Origin of the sequence: Dietzia sp. Alg238-R159 (genome assembly GCF_900537145.1) — a bacterium.
In the GTDB taxonomy this organism is placed as follows: domain Bacteria; phylum Actinomycetota; class Actinomycetes; order Mycobacteriales; family Mycobacteriaceae; genus Dietzia; species Dietzia kunjamensis.
In genome coordinates this window covers 49,313-67,902 of sequence record NZ_UNRI01000014.1, presented here as the reverse complement: position 1 = coordinate 67,902, position 18,590 = coordinate 49,313, and the positions used below count along the sequence as shown (strand labels likewise).

The following is an 18,590-nucleotide window of genomic DNA, read 5'->3' as shown; positions in this document are numbered from 1 at the left end:
TGCGGGAAGGTCGTACCGTCGTCCGCGCTGGCGAGCGGCCAGGGCACTGACCATGGTGATCGGGCCGATCCGGCCCAGGTACATCAGTCCGATCAGTATCCACTGACCCCACTCGGGAAGCCGCGCGGTGATGCCGGTGGACAGCCCCACCGTGGCGAACGCGGAAGTGACCTCGAACAGCAGTTCATTGAGCCCGAACGGCGTCCCCGCCAGGAGCACGATGGTCGAGACCGTCACCAATCCGATACCGATGAGTGCCACGGCCAACGCCTGGCGCTGGACGCGGGTGTCCACACGGCGGTCGAAGATCGTGACCGATTTCTCGCCCCGCACCTCTGCGACCATGACGAACAGCAGAAGTGCGAAGGTCGTCACCTTGATCCCGCCGGCGGTGCCTCCGCTGCCGCCTCCGATGAACATCAACACGTCGGTCACGAGCAGGGTCGCCTCGTCCATCTGCGCGTAGTCGACACTGTTGAAGCCGGCGGTTCTGGGCATCGTCCCCTGGAACGCGGCCACCAGGACCTTGTCGGCGAAACCGAACGATTGCAGCGTGCGGGTCCACTCCAGCGCCAGGACCGCCGCGAACCCCGCCAGCAGCAGGATCGCCGTGACGTGCACGGTCAGCCGGGTGTGCAGGCTCCACCGCGGGTGCTCCCGGGCCGCGGATCCGGACCGGCGGATGCGCCGCCCCACCTCGAACAGGACCGGGAAGCCCAACCCGCCCAGGATCACCGCCACCATCAACGGCACACAGATCCACGGATCGGTGGCGAAGCCGATCACGTTGTCGCTGTACAGCGCGAACCCGGCGTTGTTGAACGCCGAGACCGAATGGAACACGCCCAGCCACAGCGACCGCAGCACCGGCTCGTCGTACCCGACCGCGAAACGAATCGCCAGCGCCGCCGCGGTGACCGCCTCGATCAGCAAACTCATCCGGACCACGCCCACGACCACGCCCCGCACGTCGCCGAGTTCGGCCGCCCGGGCCTCGGCGGCGGTGTTCAACCGTGCCTTGAGTCCGATCCGGTGCGCCAACATCAGCCCCACCAACGAGGCCATGGTCATGATCCCCAGGCCACCGACCTGGATCAGCCCCAGAATGACCGCCTGACCGAATCCCGACCAGTGCACAGGGGTGTCCACCACGATCAACCCGGTCAAGCACATCGCCGACGTCGCCGTGAACAGCGCTGCGGTCACACTGGTGGCGCCCCCGGACGCCACCGCCGCGGGCAGCAGCAGCAACCCGGTCCCCACCGCGATCGCCGCAGCGAAACTCAGGGCGACGACCCGGACCGGACTCAACGTCGCCCAGCCCGCCCACCGCCGCATCACAGACGGTGACACCCGCCCATACGCAGTCACGAGAAACGACAATAGACCTGCCACCGACGACCGCCCTTAGAACCGTGAGCTAATCAGGTCGGATAGTCGGGCGCCCTCGCCTTGCCACGACTGTCGCAGCGACGGCCGCGAGAACAGCAATCGCGGCAAGTGCGCTGGCGGCGAAGGTCAGGCTGGATGCGCCCAACTGGCCCGCGATCGGGTAGGTGAGGAGAAAGCAGGCGTGCGATAGTGCGAACTGGGCCGTGTAGACCAGATTGCGGTTCCGGTCGCTGGAGGCGTCGGCGAGTAGGCGCGATGACGGCGTGTTGATCAGGGACGTGCCTATGCCCAGCGCAAACCATGTTCCCAGTAGCCATTCCCACCCGGTGCCGGTCGATTGGACAACGACGGTGAGCGCCACGGCCGCTGCCAGCGACATCACGGTCACGGCGATACCGGCCGACATGGTGCGGATCACCCCGATGCGTTCGACGACCCGCGGGGTGGCCACCGCGACCAGAAGGGACCCCATCCCGTAGCACGCCAAGGCGAGGCCGAGGGCGGAGTCACCGCGGTTCATCACCCCGCGGACGTAGACGACGGTATTGACCATCACCAGTGCTGTGCCGGCCGCGACCGCGACGTTGGCGCACATCAGAAACCACAGGGTTCTTGTGCGCGCGAATACCCCGGCCCCTTCCCGGAGCCGGCGCCAGAACGGCAGCTCCGAGGAGGTGGCCGCTGCCGCTGGCAGGTGCGCTAGGAGTACGAACACGATGGATCCGGCGAAACCGATCGCGGTACCGACGAACAAGTCGTGGTAGCTCACCACGGCCAACAGTGCGGCGGCGATAGCAGGCGACAGCAACGATTCGAGGTCATACGCCAACCGCGAAAGCGACAACGCACGGGTGTACTGACGCTCATCCGGGAGGACCGCCGGAATCAGGGATTGAAATGCTGGGGTGAACGTCGCCGAAGCCGACTGCAATACGAACACTAAGACATAGATCTGCCACACCTCAGCGACAAACGGCAGGAGTAACGCGACCGCGAACCGGATGAGGTCCGCCCCCACAAGGACGGCCTTTTTCGGAATCTGATCCACCAGCGCCGCCACCACCGGCGCCACACCCACGTACGCCACCATCTTGATGGTCAACGCCGTACCCATTACCGCGCCAGCATCGCGTCCAGCCAGGTCAAACGCCAGCAATCCGAGGGCGACCGTCAGCAAGCCCGTACCCAGGAGCGCCACCACCTGCGCGATGAACAACCGGGCATAGGTCGGGTTCCGAAGAACTCCGACCATCAGTGCGGCCCAGTCGGTACCGCCGGCAGCCCACCAGTTCGGACTTGGTGATGGCGAGGAGTCCCCCCGAGGGCATGCTCTGCCTGGAAGATCGCGTCGGAGACCAGTTGCGAAGCATGCTCATTGGCCAACCGGTAGAACACCCGCTGGCCCTCCTGTCTGCTCTCGACAATGCGGGCCAGTCGCAGCTTCGCCAGGTGCTGCGAGATCGCCGCTGGGGTCTTGTCCGCCACGTCGGCCAGATGATTCACCGACATCTCCCCGGCCTGCCGCAACGCGAGAATGATCCGCACTCTCGTGGCATCGGCCAGCATCGCGAACACCTCCACGGCCAATTCGACGAACTGGCTATCCGGATCGAGCCCGCATATCTGCGTATCTGCGTCCATGCGCAGATTATTGCATACCGCCAACTGCAGATCTCCAGCTTGTCCGAGAGGATGTAACCGTGGTTTCATTTCGGGTGTGGACAACGCGATCTCCGCCACACGCGGCCAGTGGGTGCTGCTGAGTTATCGGTTGCCTCGGGAGCCGTCGACGCCGCGGATTGCGCTATGGCGCAAGCTCAAAAGACTCGGGGTGGCCCAGTTCGCCGACAATGTCGTTGCCCTGCCCGACGACGCCAGGTCGCGGGAGCATCTGGAGTGGCTTGCCGATGAGGTCCTCGAGTGGGGCGGCCAGGCCGGGGTCTGGATCGCGTCGGCGACCACCCAGGCCCAAGAGCTCCAGCTCATCGAGCAGATGCGATCCGCCCGCGCCGCGGAGTACGCCGATCTCGCCGCCCAGGCATCCACGGCGCTGCACGCAACAGAGGCGGAGCGAGTGAGTAGCCTGCGCCGCCTGCGCAATCAGTGGCGTCAGATCACCAGGCGCGACTACTTCCCCCCGCCTGAACGCACCGACGCCCACACCGCCCTCCGGCAACTCGCCAGCCCCGATGCGCAAGCCGCAGATAGAACTCAGACGAAGGGATCGTTGTGAAGTGGAGTACTCGCACCGGGATCCACATTGATCGCGCTGCCTGCGCGTGGTTGATCACCCGGTTCGTCGACAGCGAGGCCGAGTTCATCTTCGTGACCGGACCCGACGACGTGCCAGCAGACGCCACCCCGTTCGATATGCGAGGTGTGGATCTGTCCCACCACAACGGGGACTGCACGTTCGAGACGATCCTGCGTCGCTACGAGCTGGCCGACCCCGTCCTGTGGCGCATCGCCGAGATCATCCACGAGGCAGACCTCGAAGACGACCGGTACGAGGCCCCCGAAGCACCCGGCCTCGACACCGTCCTTCGCGGACTGTCGATGATCGGCGACGACCACCACACGATGGCCGTCACCGCGCCGGTCTTCAACGGACTCTACGAATACTTCCGCCGGAGCCTGCTCGGCGGGCGGCCCGCCTGATCTCGCCCACCCCATTACCGAAACCAGGACTCCCAATACCATGACCAGCGAAAACACCGCCGACATCCCGGCCGCTACCGAAGGGCCCCCAGCGCGAATCCGACCTGCGAGCGGCGACGCCATCCCGCTTCGCGTTGCACTGCGCACCTGGTTCGCCATCAGCCTGCAAACCTTCGGTGGGCCGGCCGGACAGATCGCCGTGATGCAACGCGCCCTGGTCGATGAGAAGAAGTGGATCGGCCAAAAACGGTTCCTGCACGCACTCAACTACTGCATGCTTCTGCCCGGCCCGGAAGCGCAGCAGTTGGCGATCTACACCGGTTGGCTGCTTAACGGCACACGGGGCGGCATCGCCGCCGGCACTCTTTTCGTCCTGCCGGGCATGGTGGCGATGCTTGCCCTGTCGGGTATCTATGTGGCGTTCGGCGACACCACGGCCGTCACGGCGATCTTCGCCGGCCTGGCACCCGCTGTGGTGGCGATCGTCGCCCAAGCCGTCCACCGGGTCAGCAGCCGCGCCCTGGCCAGTCGGGCACTGGTGCTGCTGGCAGTGGCCTCGTTCATCGCGCTGGCGGTCTTCTCCGTCGCGTTCCCCGTCGTGATCGTCGCCGCTGCCGCCATCGGCTGGCTATTCGGCCGACTCCGGCCCGACGCGCTGCAGAGCAAAGCCACGCCACGGGCCACCGACGCTGACGAACCGCCGCCACTCATCCCCGACGACGTCCTGCACTCCGAGCGACCGACCACAAGACGCGCAGGGATGGTGCTGGCGATCGGTACCGCCGTCTGGGGGATACCGCTGCTCGCTGTCGCACTGCTCACCGGCACCGACAGTGTGTTCACCACCCAGGGCATGTTCTTCACGGGCACAGCGCTGGTCACATTCGGCGGCGCCTACGCGGTCCTGGCGTACGTTGCTCAGCGCGCCGTCGAGGTCTTCGGCTGGCTCGCCCCCGGGGAGATGGTCCGCGGTCTCGCCCTGGCCGAGACCACTCCCGGTCCGCTGATCATGGTCGTGCAGTTCGTCGCCTTCGTCGGCGCCTACCGCAACCCCGGCGGACTGGACCCGTGGATCGCAGGAACCCTCGGCGCACTGATCACCACCTGGGTCACCTTTGTCCCGTGCTTCGTGTTCGTGTTCCTCGGCGCCCCGTACATCGAACAACTCCGCAACAACAAGGCGCTCTCCGCAGCACTGACCGGCCTCACCGCTGCCGTCGTGGGCGTCATCGCGAATCTCGCGCTCTACTTCGCCTTCCACACCCTGTTCGCCACCACCACCGCACTGCACTGGGGCCCGATCCGGCTCGAACTGCCCGACCTGTCCACCTGGCAACCCGTCAGCACCGCCATCACCATCATCGCGTTGATACTGGTCTTCCCACTGAAATGGCCAGTTCTCCGCACCCTGGCAGTCTGCGCAGCACTCGGCGCAGCAGCAGCCGCCGCCGGACTACCTCTACCGTGACACCGACCGCCACAACCATCGGACTCACAACGAGTTCTCCAACCACCATCGCGCGATGATGCACGTGGTCCTGGCGACAGCGGCCTCGCGATTGATCGGCTGGGCAAGCTACGAGGACTGCAGCGCTCGACCGAGGGACTGGGCTGCCGCGGTGATCCAGGTGATGTAGTCGGTGTTCTCGGGCAGGGTCTCGGTCACCTCCACGACGGGGATCCCGGACTCCTCAGCGGTGGCACGCAGATTCTGGGAGACGTCGTCCTGCGTCTGAACGTTGTAGATCAGGGCGCGGACGCGCTTGTCGCCCATAAGTGCCAGGGTTTCAGTGATCGCCGCGGGTGAGGGGTCGGTGCCGTTCTCCATAGCCCGCTCGAACTCGGCCGGGGTCGCGTTGTCGAGACGCGCGGCCTCGATCAGATAATGAGCGATCGGCTCGCTCTGCACGACAACAGCGTCGGCATCGTCGGCGGCGATCGACGCGATCACAGCGTCCACATCGGTGAGTTGCGCGCGGAACGTCTCCGCATTGGCCGTGTAAGCGGCAGCATTGGCGGGGTCGATCCCGGCGAGCTGCTCGGCGATGGCCGACGCCATGGCGCCTGCCACGGCAGTGTCATACCAGACGTGCTCGTTGATCGACCCGTGCGCGTGACCAGCGTGGTCGTCGTGGTCATCGTGGCCGTCGTCGTCGGCGGCAGCTTCCTCAGGCGTGTCGGCGGCGCGTTCTGCCAGGGAGAATGCATCAACGGCAGGGATCGCGCTGCCACTGCCGCCAAGGACGTCGTCGACGAACTTGTCATAACCGCCGCCGTTGTAGACGACCAGGGAGGCATCGGTGATGGCGGCGGCGTCGGCGGGGCTGGCCTCGAATGAATGCGGATCCGCGGACGGCTCATCGATGATCGCGGTGACGGTGGCATGCTCGCCGGCCACAGCCTCCGCAACGCTGCCCCACACATTCGTCGAAGCCACCACGCTCACCTGCGCAGTGTCGCTGGCGCCCCCATCGTCGGTGCTACTGCAGGCAGTCAGAGCGACCGCCGTAGTCAGTGCAACTCCAGTCAACGCCATCGTGCGTCGTACTCTGCCCACCGCGGACTCCTCAAACAAACAGTAACGGGATTCATTTCCATTAAGGATGGTAGCGGGCGCCCGTCACTGACGCGCAGGACGGCCCGCTACGCCAGGTCCACATCGGACGCTTGGCAGCCTCACGCGTCCGGACCCTGAACCGACAGCAACAATGCGGCGACCACAGACTCCGCGCCGACCACATCACCGGGCAACTGGAGGGCTCGGTCCGGGCGGGTAGCCAAACCCTAAGCCGCACCCGATGAGCTATGCAGTCGCCGCCGGTAACCAGACCTTATGACAAGCCAGGCGTGCCGAATCTAATGCAAGACAGAGGCCTAGCTTCAGTACCAATGGACAGGTGTCGCGCTCCTTGTCTGAAGGCGGGCCCGCGCTCGTTGGGCAGGCCGAAGCGCACTAAATCGTGATCTCACGTTGTCGTAGACGTCGGTTGCCCCAGACTCATCGATCACAGAAATGAGGAGAGCGAATGGAATCTTCGTCGGCGAGTTGTCCAGCGCACCGCTTCGTCGAGCAGTATAGGAGAGCTCGATTCTAGGCAATTCCACCTCTCCAGCTTTGACCGATACACGATAGTGACGTACGGTCTCCCACTTTCCACTGTCACGTAACTGAAACTCCGGCTTTCCCTTCTTCGAATTGCTAAGAGTTTTTGTAACGGGTTCTTGGCTCTGAGTCCAACCTTCAGAGAGCAGGGCTGCCGCTTCGCTTCCACCGATATCCAAAACTCGGCTCTTTTCCGAAATGTTTTTCGGGGGAGAAAGCGAATAGAGGCGATGATGAGGTCGGAGCACTAATTCGAGGGAGGCACTGGTGTACTCGGTCGGCTGAGTAGGGTCGACAGGTGAAGCATAGGCGAGCGTGATATTTAGTTTTATGTCTCTAGTCGCAGGATCCGCAACTGGCACTTGATATCCGAGGAGATCCCCTCGTTCGATTTGGTCGACATACAAAACATGCACCTCATGCGGGGCGCATTCGAGAATCTCATCGTAAGACAACGGTTGACGCCCATACCCGACTTCGTCTCGAAGTTTGACATGCTGTCGTGGTCGCTCCGCAAAGTGGGTGGCGAAAGCCCTTAAGACGCTGCTGTTGACACGCGGAAGACGCGTGATCAGTTTCGAAAGGGCATGTGTTGTCACGGGCGCAGCGAAACTCGTTCCAGTGGCGGCCAGAAAACTCCCATCTGATCGGACCACATCAAAGAGTCGACCTTCGGCGCCTCCGAATTGAACGCCGAGAGGCTGAATTCGCGAACCATGTCGACCAGGCCCCATCGACGAGTACGGGGCTCGACCCCACGGAGCTTCTGGAGCGGGCGTGTCGCAAGCCCCAACGGCGAGACCGTTAGCCATATCAGCTGGCACTTGTACCCGGTGGAGCCCAGCTTCTTGGTCCTCCTCCCCGTCATTTCCAGCAGCCACGACGAACAGGACATCCTTGTCCCAGGCCAGCTGATCGAGTTCACTCGTCCACCGGTTTGGTTCCATGTCATCTTCAACCGCAAGGGTGGGACCGAGACTCAGATTAACTAGGCGATGCCCGTTGTCTTCAACTGCCTTCTTAATCTCATCGAGAACCCAGTATCCCTCCAGGTCTCCGGGGATCCCGGGAGCCGGCAGAACGCGGTAGCTCTCGACCGGGAGGGGCGGTATAGGCGCTTGCTGTCCAGGACCCACAAGGCCGTACAACACAGCGCCAGTGACCCCAGTTCCGTGGTCGAGGTCATCTTGCTCTGGGGCTTCGGGGGTGAGGTGGTGTGTAGGAATATCAAACAGATGACCGCTCCTACGAGCGGTGTCCACACCACCGTCAAAGACAGCTACGGAGACTGTGTTTAGTACAGGCTCGTGGGTAGCCGGCGCAACAAGCCGCTGTGCACTTCGGGTCCCAAATCGGGGTCGCGGCCGCATAGCAGGCATCGGACGCAACACCCGCAATGGATTGAATAGCGCGATGGACGACGCCGCCTGGGCCGAAAGGCTGACGGGGCTGAATGTCAGCCCACCGACTTCTCGGATGTAATCCTGATGTACTTCGCCTCCCGCGGTTGCAACGAGGTTGAACCACCTACCAAGCGTCTCTTCATCTATCTGTACGGGGTCACCAAATCTCGATCCACGCGGATGCAACACCGCTTCCCAAGTAGCCAAGGGGGGCGACGCCAGATTTCCCTCATCCGGTTCCAGCGAGCGAAGCACGTCTTGTTCGCGAGGGAGCGATATTTCGCTGAACTCGCGGATCTGAGTAAAGGCCTGTTCTTCGGTTCGAGTGCGGCCGCCAGAACTAATCAGAGCCTGCAACTCGCGAAGACCGCTGTCGGAAACAGTGAAAACTAGCCGTCGGGTCTGCGCCTCGACGTCCCTCGTCCTCGTGACGTACCGACCTACTGCCGACCGAGATCCGACAGGAGACGCACCAATGTGTGCCAAGAGCTCTGTGGGGAAGTACGAAGCAGCGAGGTAGTTAGGCAGTAGTTGCGCCTCGACATAGACTCGATCCGGCGCCCGCAGTCTGGGTGAGAGCGTAGCTACAGCCTCTACCGCCGCCGCGACCTGAGGCGCCAGCAACTGTTGAGCTTGCTCGACAGTCTGGGGTTCGTACTTATCTCCCCCACCCGAGTTTGGGGCCTGCACATCGAGTTTCAGCGCCTCACCATTGACTAGAAGTGGGCGCCGTACAGACCCATCACTCTGCGCCTCCGCCATAGCCAGTTCCTTCGGCTCGTTTAATTCCTGCCGCCACTGTGGGGTGACTTACCCCAGTCACGCTTGCGATCTGTCGGTTCGACATCCTTAAAGTGTCATGCATTGCAAGAAAGAGCCTGTCACGGCTTGCCCCGGATCCATCGAAGACACGCGCCAACTCACTGAGAAGTTCGTCGCCGAAACTTGAATCATGGATAATCGAGCGCCGATAGGCCAGAGACCAGAACCTTGCCAAATCGGAACCGCTGTACTCTTCTGTCAAGTCTGCGATCAAAGCAAGTTGTTCGACCGCTACACCTTCGAACCCGTCAGCCAAGGCTCGTAGAGTCGATAGCCTCTGCCCCCGGTCCGGCAAGGGAAGTTCAAGTGAGCGATCAAACCGACGCTCAACCGCTGCGTCAAGCAGTTGCGGGTGATTGGTGGCCGCCACGAGGAGGCTGACATCTGGCCATCGATCAAGCTCAACTAGAATCACATTCACTATCCGTTTGAGCTCGCCAATATCAGAGTCGTCGTCGCGACGTTTAGCAATCGCATCAAACTCATCCAAAAGAAGGACACATGGCCCGCTCTTTGCATAGTCAAGGACTGATTTGATGTTACGGCCAGACGATCCCAAGTAGCTGGAGACCACAGTTGAAAGATCTAGCGACAACAGTGGCAAATCGAGCGAACTTGCGAGCCATCGCGCAGTCATAGTCTTACCTACACCCGGAGGGCCACTCAAGAGGAGCGTTCGAGTTGGGCTGACCCCAGCTTTCCGCAAGTCCTCCGCACGACGCCGTTCCAGAAGCACCTCGTTGAGCTGACACATTACTTCGTCACTCAGGACGAGCTCCTGACTGTCAGGAACAAGGTCGATATCCACAAGGGGCTGCGCGCTGTCACCCTCAGTCGGCACCGACCCGGAGACGTACCGCAACTCGGTCGAGTCCGACCCGGACGTCATGGCGCGATGGACTGCGTTGCGGAACTGCTCGACGTCCTCAATCTCGGTCGGCACTGATCTCATTAGCCGGGACGCGAGCTGCCGGACCCCAGCTCCGTGCCCTCTAGTGCCCACGCGCACTAGGTCGACTACTGCCCGTTCCAAACCGCCATCATCGCGGTAGCTGGACTTAGATGTGGCGGCCATGCTTACCACCCTACTCGCCAGCCTACCCCTGGGAGGAAGGGCGTCTGGTAAACAGATCCGAATCGATAGTTCCCCTTACCGTACCGCCCACCTGGCGCCGCACCCTGTCGCCAACGACACCGTTTGGCCGACGCCAAGGCATCTGCAAGTCAAGACACTGACTACTCTGCCGGGCATCGAACCCCGGCGAGGATTGCGATCGTCGACGCCTCTCGTCCCGGCCTCCTCGACCTTCTACTGTGTGTGGCGTTGGAGGGCGCGGTACAGCGTGGACCGCCCGACTTCGAGATCGCGGGCGATCACCGTCGGCCCCTCCCCTGCCTCGATGCGGGCACGGGCCTTGTCAATCTGCTCGTCAGTCAAGACGCGTTTCCGTCCCTTGTACTTGCCCTTCGCCTTGGCGATGGCGATGCCCTCGGCCTGGCGTTCGCGAATGATGGCCCTCTCGAACTCGGCGAACGCCCCGAGCAGCGACAGCATCAGGTCTGCCCGAGGATCTTGGGCGCCAGCAGCGTAGGTGGCACGTTCGTGGACGAACTTCACACTGGCCCCCTTGGCGGTGACCTCGCCGACGATCTGCTTGAGATCAACCAGGGAACGGGCGAGTCGGTCCATCGACGCGACAACCAGCTCATCACCGTCCCGCAGGTACCTGATGCACTCTTCGAGCTTCACCCGATCAGCACGCGAGCGAGCGGACTGCTTTTCGATATAGACCCGGTCGCACTCCCCTACCGCCTCGAGCTGACGCGCCTCATTCTGATCCGCGGCCGACACCCGCACGTACGCCACCCGCTGCCCACGCGGACGTGAGGCCCGGCGAGCCGGCTTCGGATCCGGCTTTGGCTTTCGCTTTGGGTTCCGCTCGATGACGTTCTCCGAGTCCGTCGACTCCACCCGAAAGTTCCAACCCGACTCGTCCCGTCGCCGGAACCGAGTCCGCACGCTCCCGCGGCTGACGATGAGCACCTCCTCGCCGCCATCACCCGAGCGGTTCAGCAACGTCCCGATCCGCTCAGCCATCAGAAGTCCCTCTCGCCCGGTCTGTGTATCAATACACCCTAGACCCGACGGGATGGCGTTTCATAAGTATTGAACTAGACCCTGCGACACAGCGGCGACGGTTGGCGGCGTTCCGTCCCGCACGGGTGTACCCATCCGGCACGAAGGCCGCTCGAGCGCACCGGGCAGCCGCGGTGGCAAGCCTCGCGAAGACGATTTCATCCGCCGCCTGGCTCACAGTCTCACCTAATGGGCTACTGACCCCGTGCTTGCACCCACCGCTCCACTGACTCACGTGTCCATCCGCGGGTGGGCTTTAGAGTTCCGCGTCCAATTTCAACATCAGGCGCTGGCAGCTGACCCCGTCGGTGCATCGAGCGGATCGTCTCGACCGGCATCCCAGCAAACTCGGCAAACTGCCCGATAGACCAAGCTTGGATCGTCATGCGTCGAACGTAACAGCGGCGACCCTTACCGGCGCGAGCGCACAGTGCCTATCGTTGTTCTACCGCTTGACTTCTGCACCGATACCGGTGCAACATTGTGGGAGTTCAAGCCTCGCTACTCTGCGGCGGCATCAACAAGGAGAGAATCATTACTGAGACCCCCCGGCAGGGACGCACCCCGGACCGCGTACCAACTGAAGCGCTTGGCGCTCATGTTTCCGCTGGGTCAACTCCTCGGGATACCGTCAAGAGCATGACCTCTATGCCAGCCACCGACACGCTCTTCGACGCAGACAAGGTGATCGCTCCGCCCAAGAAGCGTTCGGCGGCGCTGCGCTATCCGGGCAGCAAGTGGTCACTCGCCGGCGAGATTGCCAACAACTTCGGCGACCATTATCACTACGTCGAACCCTACTTCGGCTCCGGAGCAGTCTTCTTCACCAAGGACCCCAGCGGGCACGAGCTGGTCAATGATGTCCACAGCACCGTCGTCAATTTTTTTCGAGTACTGCGCGACCGCACAGACGAGCTGCTATTCGCTCTGGAAACGACGCCCTGGAGCCGCGAAGAGTACAACCAAAGCCACCTGGTCACTGGCGACGAACTGGAAGACGCTCGCCGCTTTGTGACACGAATATGGCAGGCTCACGCATCCGACCTTGCGAAGAAAACCGGCTGGAAGAATCGCGGATCTCGGCAGCGCGCAGGCGGAATGTCACTGCGATGGCAGCGCGTACCCGGCGAGCTGTCCGAACTGGCGATGCGGCTCAAGGATGCCGAAATCGAGAACCGACCGGCCATCGAGGTCATCAAGCGATTCGCAACGCCGGATACGCAGATCTATGCCGATCCGCCGTACCTGATGGAGACCCGTACGCAGAAGATGTACGCCAGCGAGATGTCGGTCGATGAGCACGTCGAGATGCTCGAGACGCTCGTCGCACACCCCGGCCCGGTGGTCATCTCCGGTTACGCCAATCATCTTTACGACGAGAAACTGGCCGGCTGGGAGAAGATACTGATCAAGCCGCCGAAAGTCGAAAAGGCAGCTACCCGCATGGAAGTACTTTGGGTCAAAAGGTGACTGGGCTCGACGGCTCCCCCTCAGGCCACAAGCCGGGCCAATATTCCTCGACCTTAGATTTGAGGTCCTTGATAGGGCAATCTTCGAGCTCGAAAGGCCCAGTCCGCCAGTCCTCCCAACCCATCGGAGGATAGTATTTTAGCTGCCCGCCAGAACGTGCAAACCACTGCCAGAGCCGGTGCGGTTCATCCCGCCCGTCACGCTCGATATAGCCGGCAACTGACGAAGGGCTGCTCGCGCTACCCCCTTCGGCGACCCATTCGATATCACCAGCCAATTCAGAGACGATAACGTCGATGTCGAAGCATGCGATCTCGAATTTCCGCCAATTTGAGTCGTGAGTCAGCAATAGATACTTGCTGGAATCAACATCGTAGTCACTGCGAACAGCGTCGTGCCATGAGACCACAGTCTCAATCAAGTTCGGTCCCGCCTTGCCCGGCGACTTCCTCCAATCAATACCGAGGTCCTCCTGGGCGTCGGTCAACTTCTTTGCCGAGTTAGAGAGTTCCATGAACCAGGTTTGGTTCTTCCAAGTTTGATCCGTGGTCATTTTGCACGACACCCCCCAAGGCTTGCCGCCGGGGCGGGGCACGACAACGTCGAAAATTCCCTTGTCCTCGTTGGTGTTCCCGTTCAATACAAGTGCGGTGACTCGCTCGAACGCAAGATAATCGGGCATATAGCCCGCCTTCTTCAGCCGCTGGCCTGAACCATCGCGAAAAGTGCTCAATAGCAGTCGAATCTTCTCAACCTCGACATCACTGAGTTTCCTGTCCCGTATCGCCTGGCCGTTGTCCATAAGGGAGACCGTATCAATTAGCAAGTTCCCTGAATGAACCGCCCACGCCGACCTTCACCAAGAGACACACAGCGAGTCATCTCCGGTGACCCCAGGCGTGTACGGGGACAGCGAGGAGGAGGGTCGAACAGAGTGCCCGGCCGCGAACCCGATTGAGGAACCTCGGACGCGACCAGTGCCTCCCGGCCAGTCCTCACGTAGGTGCGCCGATAATGTGTGTTCCGACGTAGTTGCTGGCCAGAGCGGTCACTCGCGGTGGTGGTGATCGCTGACGGTTCGTCCCGCGCGGTAGCGAGGTTTACCGTCGGCTCCGTGGCGGTAGCGGCGTGGGTTGCGGCCTGTGTTTCGGAGGTCATGCAGCAGCTCGACAGCGCGGTTCTCCCCCAGTGCGGTGATGGCGTCTCGGTAGGCGCCCTGCTTGGTGGGGTCGATGTCCGCGAGGCTGGCGACGACGCAGTGCCAGCGTAGGAGCTCGAGGAAGCGCCGCTCCCCTGCCTGGTCGGCTGCTTGTCGGATTCGGTCTAGCAGCTCGTCCATGCGGCGCAGAGTATCGCCCAGGTCCGACGGGCGTTCTAGTGCATGTCTCGGGCGGCTATGAGTCCGGCGATGAAGTCGGCGACGCGGTCGGCTTCGGCGTCAGTGAGGTCGAACTCTTGTCCGCCGACGACGGTGCGGGCTGGCCCCAGCGGGTCCAGCCCGTAGAGGACTCGCGTGGTCGCGGACAGGGCCGCCCGGTCCGCGATGGACTCCACGGTGCAGTCCAGTGCGCCGGCAATCGCGGCGAGCTGGTCGCGGCTGATGGCTACGGGTGGTGCCGACTGTGCGTAGGCAGCGGGTTGCGATTGGCCACGCTCCCACGCACTGATCCACGGCGACTTCACGCCGACAGCAACTGCCAACTTGAGCTGCGTGAGGCCCTTCTCCTGCCGTGCAGCCCGTATCGAGCGGCCGAGCGACCGAGCCTCGTCTGGAGTCACAGGGTGCAGGTCACCGCAGTGGCGGTGTCAGATCCAACCCATAGCCGCCTGCTGTCGGATGTACTCGGGGATCAAGCCGAGTCCCTCCGGCCCGGAGTTCCGGAGCATGTCCAGGGTGTTGCGATTCATGTCCTGCATAGATCCCTGAAATCCGGGGATTGAGTCGTTCAGCATCTGCGCGAATGGGTCCATGCCCTGCCCTTTGCCTTGTAGATATTCCGCCCGCGAGGCTAACAGCGACAGCATGTTTACAGGGATGCTTCTTGGCCTGATCGCCCCAGGATGCAGGCAACGACGGTGTCGATTACTTGGGTAGCGGTCTGGTGATCGAGGGCTGCCCGGTCAAGAGAGCGACTTTTTTCGGGTGCGGCTGGCCGGGTTAGGACGTGGTGCCTGTGTCGGGGCCGGCGGTGAGAGAGGCGCGGCGCTTGGTCTCTCGGCGCATGGCGCGGCCTTCCTCGAGCAGGATCTCGAACAGGTCGTTGGTGGGCGCTTCGGCGCTGGCGCGGGTGAGGTGGGCCGCGGTGCGGGCGAAGCGGCGGCGGTAGGAGGCGTCGAGAACGTCGGCGGCGAGGGTACGCACTCCGACGGCGGGGGTTCCGAGCAGGGCGACGACCTGGAGTGCGTCGGCCAGGAGCTGACCGTGGTGGCCGGCCATTCGGCCGGCATTGGTGAGTGCGGAGAGCACTCGGGTGGCGTGGTGTGGTTCGTCGGCGGCGATGAGGTCGGCGATCACGCTGTACAGGTCGCCGTAGCGGGGGTTGAGGAAGTCGCTTGCCTCGAGGTGTGCGGCGATGTGGCGGGCCTCGGCGGTGTCGTTGGTGTGCAGGAGCGCGCAGAGCAGGGCGGCCTCGGGGTCGAGCTCGGGGACGGTGGGAGCAGCGTCGGCGGCGGCGAGGTCGTCCACGTCGACCGGGTCGGCGCTGGCGTGCTGCTCGGCGGTCATGATGCTCATTGTCTGTCCTGTCTCTGCGGTGTGGTGGGTGATGCCGGTTAGGCGAACAGGTCGAGTTGTTCGGGTTCGCCTTCGATGGTGGTCGCCGGTTCCCAGATGGGTGCGGCTAGGAGTCGCAGCTGCGCTTCGAGGTCGGCGATTGTTTCGCGTTCGGCGTCGGTGTGGCAGTACAGGGCGCCGGGGGTCTGGTCTCCGACCTTGGCGTGGCACCACTTGCGGTCGGTTTCGCGGAACGCGTTGGTGAAGTCTTCGGTGACGTATCGGCTGATGTGGCGGCGGATCTGGGTCCAGGTGATGTGGTGGTCCGGTTCGCTGTTCCAGGGACGGTTGGTCCCGGTCCAGATGGACACCCCTTTGCTGCGGTATTCGTATGCGAGGCCGCCGCCGTATCCAGAGGACATGCTGGCGACGATGTGGGGGATCTCGGTGTCCGGGGATGCGGCGAGGCGTCCGAGGCCGTGCAGGGAGTTTGTCTTGAGGAGGAAGCGCAGTTCGGCGTGGTTGAGAGCGTGCATGGTGGTGGTCCTTTCGGGGCGCCCGTCTGCCTCGCGGCGATGGGCAGTGGGTCGGGGGGAGGTCAGCCGTAGATGACGTCGCCGAAGATGCCCATCTGGAGGGCCATGTCGGCGTTGCTGGCGTCGATGTCGCCCCGGTCGCCGTTGGTGCGGTTGGCCTCGCGGAAGTCGTTGACGAGGTCGTTGTCGATGCTGCTCTTGGCGAGCAGGTTGGCTCCGCGGACGATGGTGTCGAGGTTGACGTGGTGCTCGTCGCCGGTCTCGTACTCGCGGACGGTGGCGGTGTAGCAGTCGCCTCCCGATCCGAGCGGGTCGAGGTTGTCCCCCGCGGGCGTGGTCCCGGTCTGGTCCTCGACGTGAACGGTCTCGGCCCAGTAGCCGATGCCGGTCTCGACGGCGGTGCTGAGAACGTCGACCAGGAACTGCGTGCGTTCGGGGCTGCGGGCAGCCGTGGGGGCGAGTGCCTTGATCCGGTCGGGGCGATGGCCGGCCCAGTTGTCGGTGTCGGTGACGATGACCGGGGCCTGGCAATGGCCGAGGGTTCGCACGTATTCGAGGGCGTCGGCGTCGGCGGTGAGGTCGACGACCTTGTAGGCCAGTCCGGCCTTGTCGAGGGTGCGCGTGGTGGCGTCGCACTGCACGCAGTCAGCCTTGGTGTAAACGGTGATGCTCATGGTGTTCCTCCTTGGGTTGCCGGGGGCTTCCTGCCCTCTCGGTATGGCTCCATACTAGCACTAGTGGCACTAGTGGTAAAGCCTTTTCTGTACTTTGACCTGGCTTTTTTGGTTCGTCGTGGCGCTCGTGTCGGACCGTCTCGCGCATGGTCCCCCTTTCCCTGACACCTGCCGAAATGGCGCGGAGCGGACGGGGTCAAGAGAGGGGACGGCGGTGGAGCCAAGAAGGTCCGGGCGAAATAAGGGAGCGCAGCGACCGCGTCCGGGGCTTGTTGGCGGAGCCGGCGCACCCGCAGGGTGCCGACCTTGACGCCGGGAGTGGAGCGCCAATGATCGGCGTGGCAGGGAAAGAGGGCCTCCCACCGGTTCGCCCCAGCGGGCTCGTGGGTGTTGTGACCGCGTTGGGGCTGGCGTTCGGTAGGCGCCAAAGGGCGTTGCACGCGGGAGCTGGGGCTAGAACCATCACCCCGGTCGGGCAGATGGTTCTTTTCCTGCTCTTACTGGCTCGTCGGTTCGTCCAGGTCGGCGGGTGCGGGCGAGTAGTGCCCGATCCCTTCGGCGGTGAAGTAGCCGCCGGTGTATTGGCCGTCGTCGGAGGACATTCCGTGCGCCAGCGCGTAGACCTGGGCGGCGAGGTCGTCGGCGTCGAGGTTTCCGTCGGTGTCCATGTGCGGGGTGAGGATGGCGCGGTGCCCGTTGATTTCGGCGGGGCGTGCTCGGTGGTCGCCCGCTCGGGCGTGGTTGAGAGCCTTGCGGGTGACGTCGTCGAACGTGCCGCTGATCGGTTCGGTCATGCTCGTGAGGGTGCCACGTCCGCTGCGGGCCGAAGGCCCGCGGAGAACGTGTGCGGCCTCTGCTGTGGATTGCGCGGGGGGTGTGAAATGTAGTGGGAGGCTCGCCCTTCTGGGCGAGCCTCCCGTGTCGGTGTCGGTCACAGGATGGTGAATCCGGTGAAGCGGTAGCGGCCGTGGTGGTCACGGACGATCGTGGCGGCCAGGGCGCGGTACCGGGTCCCCCAGGTGATGATTGCCGGGACGTAGAAGGTGGTGCGGCGGGGCTCGCGGACCGCCTGGGCGTGCTGGCGACGGATGGTCACGGTGGTGTTGGTCTGTGCGGCGGCGACGCAGTCGGCCGCGGCGTTGATACCGGCCAAGCCTGCGGCGGTGGCGAAGTGGCGGTCGAACAGGTCGCGCAGTCGTCCACGGCGGCCGTTGACGACGGCGAGTGCGACGGTGAGCATCTGGTGAATCGCCGCCCACTCCTGGCGGGTGGGGTCGAATCCGTCGCCCTCCGCGATGTCGGGGCGGTTCGTGCGGGGCGGCACGGTTTCGGCTTCCGTGCGCTGTGCGCCGATGGTGGCGACCATTTGGGTGAGCCACTCGCGGGCCGTGTGGGCGTCGACGTGAAGGCGTGCCAGCTCGTCGTAGGCGGCGGTGATCTGCTTCCGTGCGGGTTCGAGCAGCCCGTTCGCGGCGCTCGGATGCGTGGGATTGGCGGTGCTGGCGGGCTCGATGCTGGGCAGTGCTCGCACCGTGAAGTCTGTGTCTGTGCTCATGGTGTTCCTCCTTGGGTTTCCGGGGGCTTGCTGCCCTCTCGGTATGCCTCAATAGTAGCACTAGTGGCACTAGTGGCACAAGGTTTGACGTCCTTGAACTGGCTTTTCTTTGCGTCGGACGTGCTCC

General features: G+C 63.6%; 17 protein-coding genes and 1 pseudogene. 4 read left to right on the top strand and 14 right to left on the bottom strand.

From position 1 onward, the window contains the following. The 3 genes from G6R20_RS17645 to G6R20_RS17635 all read right to left on the bottom strand — a co-directional run. Positions 1-1,338, bottom strand: a 1,338-nt coding sequence (locus G6R20_RS17645) for a potassium transporter TrkG (RefSeq protein ID WP_163377193.1), incomplete at its 3' end; no start/stop codon positions are given. Between the two features lie 82 nt (positions 1,339-1,420). After that, positions 1,421-2,644 (bottom strand): MFS transporter, encoded by a 1,224-nt coding sequence (locus G6R20_RS17640; protein ID WP_163377187.1) that lies wholly within the window; start codon positions 2,642-2,644, stop codon positions 1,421-1,423. Next, on the bottom strand, positions 2,644-3,033 hold the full coding sequence (locus tag G6R20_RS17635) for a metalloregulator ArsR/SmtB family transcription factor (RefSeq protein WP_163377186.1): 390 nt from the start codon (positions 3,031-3,033) through the stop codon (positions 2,644-2,646). The genes G6R20_RS17640 and G6R20_RS17635 overlap by 1 nt, the downstream gene beginning before the upstream one ends. A 76-nt stretch (positions 3,034-3,109) precedes the next feature. On the opposite strand from G6R20_RS17635, the gene G6R20_RS17630 reads away from it, so the two are divergent. From G6R20_RS17630 to chrA, 3 genes are read left to right on the top strand one after another with little or no spacing between them, the layout of a single operon-like run. After that, the gene (locus tag G6R20_RS17630) at positions 3,110-3,625 is read left to right on the top strand and encodes a Chromate resistance protein ChrB (RefSeq protein WP_204650039.1); all 516 of its coding nucleotides are present in this window, start codon (positions 3,110-3,112) and stop codon (positions 3,623-3,625) included. Beyond that, positions 3,622-4,050 carry a chromate resistance protein ChrB domain-containing protein gene (locus tag G6R20_RS17625; RefSeq protein ID WP_163377185.1) on the top strand — a complete coding sequence of 143 codons (429 nt, stop codon included), beginning with the start codon at positions 3,622-3,624 and terminating at the stop codon, positions 4,048-4,050. Before G6R20_RS17630 ends, G6R20_RS17625 begins: the two co-directional genes overlap by 4 nt. Positions 4,051-4,090: 40 nt before the next feature. Further along, positions 4,091-5,518, top strand: coding sequence for a chromate efflux transporter (chrA, locus tag G6R20_RS17620; RefSeq protein ID WP_163377184.1), 1,428 nt, complete (start codon positions 4,091-4,093; stop codon positions 5,516-5,518). 108 nt (positions 5,519-5,626) lie between these two features. Here the strand turns inward: chrA and G6R20_RS17615 are convergent, their stop codons facing one another. From G6R20_RS17615 to G6R20_RS17600, 3 genes are all read right to left on the bottom strand, one after another. Further along, complete coding sequence (locus G6R20_RS17615) at positions 5,627-6,586, bottom strand: zinc ABC transporter substrate-binding protein (protein WP_163377183.1); 960 nt, start codon at positions 6,584-6,586, stop codon at positions 5,627-5,629. A gap of 2,712 nt (positions 6,587-9,298) precedes the next feature. Further along, positions 9,299-10,321 (bottom strand): ATP-binding protein, encoded by a 1,023-nt coding sequence (locus tag G6R20_RS17605; protein WP_163377181.1) that lies wholly within the window; start codon positions 10,319-10,321, stop codon positions 9,299-9,301. A 366-nt stretch (positions 10,322-10,687) separates the two neighbouring features. After that, positions 10,688-11,476, bottom strand: coding sequence for a recombinase family protein (locus tag G6R20_RS17600; RefSeq protein ID WP_163377180.1), 789 nt, complete (start codon positions 11,474-11,476; stop codon positions 10,688-10,690). A gap of 678 nt (positions 11,477-12,154) precedes the next feature. Between G6R20_RS17600 and G6R20_RS17590 the strand changes: the two genes are divergently transcribed. Then, complete coding sequence (locus G6R20_RS17590) at positions 12,155-12,985, top strand: DNA adenine methylase (protein WP_163377178.1); 831 nt, start codon at positions 12,155-12,157, stop codon at positions 12,983-12,985. Here the strand turns inward: G6R20_RS17590 and G6R20_RS17585 are convergent. The 8 genes and pseudogenes from G6R20_RS17585 to G6R20_RS17550 all read right to left on the bottom strand — a co-directional run bounded on the left by G6R20_RS17585 (position 12,975) and on the right by G6R20_RS17550 (position 18,463). Next, positions 12,975-13,787 carry a hypothetical protein gene (locus G6R20_RS17585; protein WP_163377177.1) on the bottom strand — a complete coding sequence of 271 codons (813 nt, stop codon included), beginning with the start codon at positions 13,785-13,787 and terminating at the stop codon, positions 12,975-12,977. The genes G6R20_RS17590 and G6R20_RS17585 overlap by 11 nt on opposite strands. A 246-nt stretch (positions 13,788-14,033) precedes the next feature. Beyond that, on the bottom strand, positions 14,034-14,324 hold the full coding sequence (locus G6R20_RS17580; RefSeq protein ID WP_163377176.1) for a hypothetical protein: 291 nt from the start codon (positions 14,322-14,324) through the stop codon (positions 14,034-14,036). Positions 14,325-14,359: 35 nt separating this feature from the next. Further along, complete coding sequence (locus G6R20_RS17575; protein ID WP_163377175.1) at positions 14,360-14,764, bottom strand: helix-turn-helix transcriptional regulator; 405 nt, start codon at positions 14,762-14,764, stop codon at positions 14,360-14,362. A 379-nt stretch (positions 14,765-15,143) separates the two neighbouring features. Then, a complete protein-coding gene (locus G6R20_RS17570) occupies positions 15,144-15,719 on the bottom strand; it encodes a DnaB-like helicase N-terminal domain-containing protein (protein WP_163377174.1) in 576 nt (191 codons plus the stop codon). Between the two features lie 38 nt (positions 15,720-15,757). Continuing rightward, complete coding sequence (locus G6R20_RS17565) at positions 15,758-16,234, bottom strand: hypothetical protein (protein WP_163377173.1); 477 nt, start codon at positions 16,232-16,234, stop codon at positions 15,758-15,760. A 443-nt stretch (positions 16,235-16,677) separates the two neighbouring features. After that, positions 16,678-16,908 (bottom strand): annotated as a pseudogene (gene nrdH / locus G6R20_RS18935) (glutaredoxin-like protein NrdH); the annotation flags it as partial. 497 nt (positions 16,909-17,405) lie between these two features. Further along, on the bottom strand, positions 17,406-17,702 hold the full coding sequence (locus G6R20_RS17555) for a hypothetical protein (protein WP_163377171.1): 297 nt from the start codon (positions 17,700-17,702) through the stop codon (positions 17,406-17,408). Between the two features lie 137 nt (positions 17,703-17,839). Next, positions 17,840-18,463, bottom strand: a complete 624-nt coding sequence (locus G6R20_RS17550) for a hypothetical protein (protein ID WP_163377170.1) — start codon at positions 18,461-18,463, stop codon at positions 17,840-17,842. Positions 18,464-18,590 lie beyond the last annotated feature (127 nt).